This window comes from Carnobacterium sp., assembly GCF_032094055.1.
Taxonomy (GTDB): Bacteria; Bacillota; Bacilli; order Lactobacillales; family Carnobacteriaceae; genus Carnobacterium_A.
This window is the reverse complement of the sequence record NZ_DAMDAK010000106.1, coordinates 1-7,223: the sequence shown is the minus strand read 5'-3', so window position 1 is coordinate 7,223 and position 7,223 is coordinate 1. Positions and strand designations below refer to the sequence as shown.

Genomic DNA, 7,223 nt, shown 5'->3' with positions numbered 1-7,223 from the left:
CTAATTCTTGTAAGAATAAAGTTGGTGCTCCCACAACTGAATCCACCACATCTGGTGAAGGGATATTTGCTTTGACAGCTTCAACAAAAGCTAATGCTTCTGAAGCTGTTTTATTCATTTTCCAGTTACCTGCAATAATTGGTTTACGCATAAAGAATAACTTCCTTTCATTGACTCAAAATAAACTTATTTTTCAGAAATTGACGCTACTCCTGGTAATTCTTTGCCTTCTAGGTATTCTAGAGAAGCACCGCCACCAGTTGAAATGTGAGTGAATTGATCTGCGAATCCTAATTCCATAGCTGCTGCTGCAGAATCTCCACCGCCGATAATAGTTGTTGCATCTGTTAAACCAGCAATGGCTTCACAAACACCAATCGTACCTTTAGCATAGTTTGACATTTCAAATACACCCATTGGACCATTCCATACAACTGTTTTAGCACCTTTTAATTCGTTGGCGAATAATTCAATTGTTTTCGGTCCAATATCAAGCCCCATTTGGTCACTTGGTACAGCACCTTCATGGATTTCATTTGGTACGTCATTGCTAAATTCAGGAGCTGTTACTGAATCGACTGGCAAAATCAATTTGTCGCCGCCTTTTTCAATCAAGCTCTTAGCTAATTCGATTTTATCTTCTTCAACTAATGATTTACCAATGTCGATTCCTTTAGCTGCATAGAAGGTATAAGTCATTCCGCCGCCGATCAAAACTTTATCCGCTTTATCCAATAAATTTTCGATTACGCCGATTTTATCGCTGACTTTTGCTCCGCCTAAAATAGCTATAAATGGACGTTTTGGTTCATCAACTGCTCCACCGATGAATTTGATTTCTTTTTCCATCAAGAAACCGGCAGCAGATTCAATATTTGAAGCGATACCTACGTTTGAAGCGTGAGCACGGTGAGCCGTACCAAAAGCATCGTTTACAAATACATCGCCTAAACTAGCCCAATATTTGCCAAGCTCAGGGTCGTTTTTGCTTTCTTTTTTACCGTCAATATCTTCAAAACGCGTATTTTCGAAAAGCAATACATCACCATCTTTTAAAGCAGCGATAGCATCTTCTAATTCTTTTCCTCGCGTTTCAGGAACGAAAGTAACATCTTTGCCAAGTAATTCGCTTAGACGTTCAGCCACCGGACGCAAACTTTTGTCCGCTTTGTCCTCTTCTGTTTTCACTTTACCCAAGTGAGAGAAAAGAATCACTTTTCCACCTTGTTCCATAATATATTGAATAGTCGGTAATGCAGCTTGGATACGGTTGTCATTTGTAATTTTTCCGTCTTTCATCGGAACGTTAAAGTCGGCACGGACTAAAACTTTTTTATCTTTCAACTCTAAATCAGTTACTACTTTTTTTACCATTGAGAGATCCTCCTCAATTTCAATTTTCTAATCAAAAAAGAAAAGCGGGGAAGCGCGCTGCTCCCCCGCTTATTAAAACGTTCTACTGTTCTTTAAAATTAGTGGCTTAATTTAGCAAAGTATTCTAAAGTACGTACTAATTGAGCAGTGTATGACATTTCATTGTCATACCAAGCAACAGTTTTAACTAATTGTTTGTCTCCAACAGTCATTACTTTAGTTTGAGTTGCGTCATATAAAGAACCGAAAGTCATTCCTAAGATATCAGAAGAAACGATTGGGTCTTCAGTATAACCATAAGATTCGTTAGTAGCTGCTTTCATTGCTGCATCTACTTCTTCAACAGTAACTTTTTTGTCTAAAACAGTTACTAATTCAGTTAATGAACCAGCTGGTACAGGCACACGTTGTGCTGCTCCATCTAATTTACCTTTTAATTCAGGGATAACTTCACCGATTGCTTTAGCAGCACCAGTTGTATTAGGAATAATATTTTCTGCTGCAGCACGTGCACGACGGAAGTCGCCTTTTGGATGTGGAGCATCTAATGTATTTTGGTCACCAGTGTAAGCGTGAATAGTTGTCATCAATCCTTGAACGATACCATATTTGTCGTTTAAGACTTGTGCCATAGGAGCTAAACAGTTAGTTGTACATGAAGCGCCAGAAATAACTGTTTCAGATCCGTCAAGAGTTTCATGGTTTACGTTGTAAACGATTGTTTTCATGTCACCAGTTGCTGGTGCAGAGATAACAACTTTTTTAGCTCCAGCTTTCAAGTGCAATTCAGCTTTTTCTTGAGTTGTGAAGAAACCAGTACATTCTAAAACGATTTCTACGCCTAATTCTCCCCATGGAAGTTCTTCAGGGTTACGGTTGCTTAAGATTTTTACGTCTTTTCCGTTAACTGCAAAAGCACCATCTTTAACTTCTACTTCACCGTTGAAACGACCTTGAGTTGTATCGTATTTCAATAAATGAGCTAACATATTTGCATCTGTCAAGTCATTGATTGCTACTACTTCAATACCTTCTACTTCTTGAATACGGCGGAAAGCAAGACGTCCAATACGTCCAAACCCATTAATACCTACTTTAACTGTCATAACTAAATTTCCTCCTTTAGGAATCGTAAAAATTTTATTTTAAAGGGTTATCCCTCTTAAAATCTGATTAGCGGCACCTTCATCTGTGATCAACCACGTCTGAGCGGGTGCTCTTTTCATATAAGCTTCAATTGCCTCAGCTTTAGATTTTCCACCGGCAATCGCGATTACGCTGGAAATCTGCGCAAGATCTTGTGATTGCATACCAATACGAGGGATTTTATACACAACTTCTCCCTTTTGGTTGTAGAATTCTCCAAAAGCCTCTCCAACTGCTGCTTTTTCTTTAATCAGAGCTAGAGCTTCTTGGCTCATCCCTCTGCGCTCTGCCATGTGTATGGCATTTCCAATGCTGTACAATACACAATTAGCTTGTTTAACCAGTTTCAGCGTTTTTTTGATTTCTGGTTCTTGTAGAAGCGGTTTATATGTTTCTTCACTTACTTGTTCCGGTACATAAAGAACACGGTTTTTCCCGCCCGTTTTTTTAGCCATCTGAGCGCTGACAGCATTCGCCTGGATGTCAACTGCTTCACCTAGCCCACCTCTTGCTGGTACGAATACAAGCTCGCGATGATAAGAAAGACTTTCATCCATATGATTGGCAACTTCAGCCATTGTTGTTCCACCCATAACTGCCACAATATTATTTCCTTCAGGCAGTAAGAGTTTTAAGGCATCCATCGTCGCCCGGCTTAGTTCTTCTTGGACTTTAGCCTGTTCTTCTGAATCCCCAGAGACAATCACACAATGTTCTATTTGAAAATAGGTAGCCAATTGATTCTCTTTTGCGCGCATCCCAAGTAGTTGTCCCATCATTTGATCCAGTTCATGGTATACAATTTCTCCGTTGGCGGTTAGCTGCATACCCAATTTGGATGTTTGGACTAAGTTTTGCTTTTTTAAAGCATCGACTTCAGTTCTCAGTACGCGCTCAGTGATATTCATTTTACCAGCTAGTACTCGCCGACCTACAGGGCCCACTAAATAAATATTGCGTAAAATCTGGTAACGTCCTCTGAGTGTATCCATAATGTCCGGTGCTACTTTTTCGATAATAGACAATACATCTTGCATGAGTAACCTCTTCCTGACCGGGTCATTTTACGACCAGGTGAGTCGTTTAGCGACCCTTCTTACCTAAAAAAACAAGAGAATCACGTGAGACAAGACATTCAGTTAACTGTATGCTTTAAACTTGTTCTCTTTAGCAGCACAAAATAGCTAACTGCGTTCATCTCTTACATTGTTTATTTTACCATTTCGCCTAACAACTTTCAACTATAAAGGTTGAATATGAAATCAATAAATTTTCTACGGCTATTTGTATTCTTTATTGTTTTTCCCTTACTTATTCTATCAAAAAAACCGCTAAGAACGAAAGATAGGTTTTCAAACTGCTTATTTGTTCAGTTTTCATTTCTTCTTACTGCTCTTACTTTAATCTTGCTTCAATCAAATCTTTTAATTCCTTCGTCGTAATGTGTTCGTCAAAAATTTCATCGCCAATAAAAACGGTAGGTACAAATACCACATTAGCACGGCCAGCTTCTTCTATGATACCATTGATTTCTTTTTTGTTTGGATTTAAAGTTAAACCTCGTTTTTCTTCAACGTAAGCTTCGACTTCAGTTGATCCTGCTAAGTCGCCCCACTCATCTTGCTTTTCAAAAAAATAATCCATTTCTTCTAAAGCTTTTTCAGGATGCGCATAATCTAAATAATGATGAACTACATTTCCTTTTGCTAAACTTGGTTTTTCTTTATCAAAGTGTTTAATGATCCGTTGAACTTTGCCTGCTGCAACGTATTCTGCTAACAACTCTTTCGATTCCTCATACCATTGTTTGCAGTAAGGACAGCGTAAGTTTATAAACTCTATTACTTTTACAGGTGCTTCTGGATTGCCGATTTTAAATCCATAAGTTGTATCAACTTCGTTTGCTTTGATTTTACTAATATCCATACTTAAGAATCTCCTTTATCTTTTAATACTTAATAGTATACAGGCATTTTCTGTTAATTGTTATTTTTTCGATTCCACTTCCTTAAAAATGAACCTTTTTATAAGCAGTACCATCCTGTTTTATCGGTTCTTTGTCAAAATAGCAGAAAAAAACGCAGAAAGCTACCAAATGATTCTTGATAGTACTTTCTGCGTTTTTTAAACTAATCGTTCCTTTTGTGATAGGCTCTTCTTATTGTTTTAATTCAGAATTGTTTTCCATGATTTCGTCAATCAAACCGTAAGCTTTCGCATCTTCTGCGGTCATGAAGTTATCACGGTCTGTGTCGCGTTCAATCACTTCAATCGGTTGTCCTGTACGTTCTGCTAAAATTTTATTTAGACGTTCACGCGTTTTCAAAATGTGTCGAGCAGCAATTTCAATTTCAGTTGCTTGTCCTTGTGCTCCACCTAAAGGTTGGTGAATCATAATTTCAGCATTTGGTAAAGCAAATCGTTTTCCTTTTGTTCCTGCTGTCAATAAGAAACTTCCCATTGAAGCCGCCATTCCCATTGCAATGGTTTGAACATCTGCTTTAATAAAGTTCATTGTATCATAAATAGCTAAACCAGCTGTGACACTTCCACCTGGTGAATTAACGTAAACAAAAATATCTTTCTCAGAATCTTGAGCATCCAAGAATAACAATTGAGCAATAACAGAGTTGGCTACATTGTCATCAATTTGACCACTCAACATAATAATACGATCTTTCAATAAACGTGAATAAATATCATAAGCACGTTCGCCTCTTGGCGATTGTTCGATTACTGTAGGTACTAAGTTCATAAATTGTTTTCCTCCTTAAAGTGGTGTTCTTTTTATTGTAACACAAACTTTATATAGTCTTACTAAATTGTATTTTACTCTTTTGGTCAACAAAGGTCAAATAAATTGACTGCTTTTTTTAAATAAAAAAAGCGATTAGAATTCGCCTCTAATCGTTCAATATCCTATTTCACAAAAGCACTTTAGCCATAGAAATAAAAAGAAAAAGTTGGAAGTTTTTTCTTTTAAAGTAAAGTCATCGGGAAACTATGTTCCGGGTATTTAATTATTTTGCGATAATCGTGCGGCGAACTTTCGAAAACTTTATTAAACCGACGATAAACCACCTTGTTAGATGTCTCCTGAGGGAATCGAACCCCCATCTCAAGAACCGGAATCTTACGTGATATCCATTACACTAAGGAGACTGTACAAATTCATCAACTACTATAGTTTAGCCGATAACGAATAAAAAAACAAGACTTTTTAGTAGAGCAAAAGATTAACGTGTACCTTTGTGGTATGATAAATACATATAAATAGTTTATATAAGGAGATCGTCACATGAAATTCGAACAAAATTTCACACCCCAACAAAATCAAGTTCAAAAGATGGCTATGACACAACAACTCCAACAATCTATTCAAATGCTACAGTACAATCAAGAAGATTTAGTATCTTTTTTAAATCAAAAAGCTTTGGGAAACCCTTTAATTGAAGTCACTGTGCCGTCAGAACAGTCAACGGTAAAGTCCTTATCTTCTCCTGTCGCCAAAACGAGCACTTATAATCGAGACGATGATGAAACAAATTATATGAATCAAATTCCTGATACTTATTTATCTTTATTTGAATATGTATCTGAACAAATTCATTTGACCATGCGCGATACTTATTTACGAGAGCTAGTCTTATGGCTTAGTGAGTATCTTGACACTAATGGCTATTTAACCGTTTCATTAGAAAATGCTGCACGCATAACCCATGCAGAACCTATCCAGCTTTTAGATGCTCTGACTCTGCTCCAACAATTAGAACCAGCAGGTGTAGGGGCCAGAAACCTGCAAGAATGTCTGATGCTTCAAACAGAACGAGATGAAACTGCACCAAATATGGCTTATCTCATTCTAGAAGAAGAATTTGATTTGTTTGCTAATCGAAAATGGAAAGAAATCACTCGGAAGATAGATATCTCATTAAATGAATTACAACTTATTTCAGATTTTGTCCAAAACTTAACTCCTTATCCCGGTGCTCTGTTTAATGGAGAAATCGAACAGTTTCTCAAACCTGATTTGTTTATTGAAATACAGTCTGAAAAACTGAATGTTATTTCTGTTAAATCAGGGTTGCCCGTTATTTCGTTCCAAAAAGACTACTATGAAGATATGCTCCAAGTAAAAGATAAAGATGTTACAACATTTATAAAAGAAAAGCGTGCTGAGTACGAGTGGCTCAAACGCAGTCTTATCCAACGCGGAGACACCATTTTAAGAGTCGGAACGGCAATTGTAGAAAAGCAAAAAGATTTTTTCCTTCTGCCGGAACATCCTGTACAGCCGTTGACTTTAAAAGAAATCGCCACGGAACTGGACATTCACGAATCAACAGTCAGCCGATCAGTCAATGGAAAATATTTAGAAACTTCTTTCGGTATATTTGAATTAAAGCATTTCTTTACAAATGCCTTACCTTTTAAAAAAGGAGAATCTTCGCTGACGGAAGCGTCAACGAGTGTTTCTTCCGAACAAGTTAAACAACAACTTGCTCAATTAATAGAAGCAGAAGATAAACAAAAACCTTTATCTGACCAAAAAATTGTTGATATTCTTACAACAGACGGTCTTGAAATTTCTCGCAGGACAGTAGCCAAATACCGTGAAGCACTTTCGATTCCCGCCTCTTCAAAACGGAAACGTTTTGAAGCTTAATAAAAAATACCAGATAAAACTTTTTCAGTTTTATCTG

7 protein-coding genes and 1 tRNA gene are annotated in these 7,223 nt (G+C 37.2%); 1 reads left to right on the top strand and 7 read right to left on the bottom strand.

Annotation, left to right across the window (positions count from 1 at the left end; genetic code table 11):
* From RT405_RS12360 to RT405_RS12330, 7 genes are all read right to left on the bottom strand, one after another.
* A partial coding sequence (locus RT405_RS12360) for a triose-phosphate isomerase (RefSeq protein WP_313470085.1) occupies nt 1-151 on the bottom strand: 151 nt, incomplete at its 3' end.
* Between the two features lie 35 nt (nt 152-186).
* Nucleotides 187-1,374, bottom strand: coding sequence for a phosphoglycerate kinase (locus RT405_RS12355; protein WP_035029883.1), 1,188 nt, complete (start codon nt 1,372-1,374; stop codon nt 187-189).
* Nucleotides 1,375-1,472: 98 nt separating this feature from the next.
* Nucleotides 1,473-2,480, bottom strand: a complete 1,008-nt coding sequence (gene gap / locus RT405_RS12350; protein WP_313470083.1) for a type I glyceraldehyde-3-phosphate dehydrogenase — start codon at nt 2,478-2,480, stop codon at nt 1,473-1,475.
* Between the two features lie 39 nt (nt 2,481-2,519).
* Nucleotides 2,520-3,557: a sugar-binding domain-containing protein gene (locus RT405_RS12345; protein ID WP_313470082.1), complete on the bottom strand. Its 1,038-nt coding sequence runs from the start codon at nt 3,555-3,557 to the stop codon at nt 2,520-2,522.
* Nucleotides 3,558-3,915: 358 nt separating this feature from the next.
* A complete protein-coding gene (locus RT405_RS12340; protein ID WP_313470080.1) occupies nt 3,916-4,446 on the bottom strand; it encodes a DsbA family protein in 531 nt (176 codons plus the stop codon).
* Between the two features lie 232 nt (nt 4,447-4,678).
* On the bottom strand, nt 4,679-5,275 hold the full coding sequence (gene clpP / locus RT405_RS12335; protein WP_313470078.1) for an ATP-dependent Clp endopeptidase proteolytic subunit ClpP: 597 nt from the start codon (nt 5,273-5,275) through the stop codon (nt 4,679-4,681).
* Nucleotides 5,276-5,610: 335 nt separating this feature from the next.
* Nucleotides 5,611-5,682 (bottom strand) — tRNA-Arg (locus tag RT405_RS12330).
* A 136-nt stretch (nt 5,683-5,818) separates the two neighbouring features.
* On the opposite strand from RT405_RS12330, the gene rpoN reads away from it, so the two are divergent.
* Nucleotides 5,819-7,186, top strand: a complete 1,368-nt coding sequence (gene rpoN / locus RT405_RS12325) for an RNA polymerase factor sigma-54 (RefSeq protein ID WP_313470076.1) — start codon at nt 5,819-5,821, stop codon at nt 7,184-7,186.
* Nucleotides 7,187-7,223 lie beyond the last annotated feature (37 nt).